This window comes from Mesorhizobium sp. Arg314, from assembly GCF_053714275.1.
In genome coordinates this window covers 1-313 of sequence record NZ_JBSKBP010000313.1, presented here as the reverse complement: position 1 = coordinate 313, position 313 = coordinate 1, and the positions used below count along the sequence as shown (strand labels likewise).

At 66.5% G+C, this 313-nt stretch carries 1 protein-coding gene; it reads right to left on the bottom strand.

Annotated features, from left to right (window positions below):
* On the bottom strand, window positions 1–242 hold a 242-nt coding region (locus ACWGS9_RS35645), incomplete at its 3' end, for a hypothetical protein (protein WP_454509539.1).
* Between the last annotated feature and the right edge of the window lie 71 nt (window positions 243–313).

The following is a 313-nucleotide window of genomic DNA, read 5'->3' as shown; positions in this document are numbered from 1 at the left end:
TCCTCAATCGCTCCCCAGTCGGCGGCAGCAAATCCAGGAGCGCTATCGGCTTCCATCGGCGTGGCCGGCCGCGAAACCTGCTCCTGCTCTCCAAACGCCTGCACTGACAAATCCTCACGGGCTTGCGGATACGCCCCGCCGTCCACGTCCAGGTCAGACGCCGAAAAGTGGTCGTCCACCGTCAATCCGATCGTGCTATCCATGTCCTTCGGATCGGTGAGCGGCGGCGTGAGGCCCGTCAATCCCGGAGCCGACGGCTCGCCCTGCAATGGCGCGTCGGCCGATGCCCTCCCCTCGGCGGGAACCCCAGGAG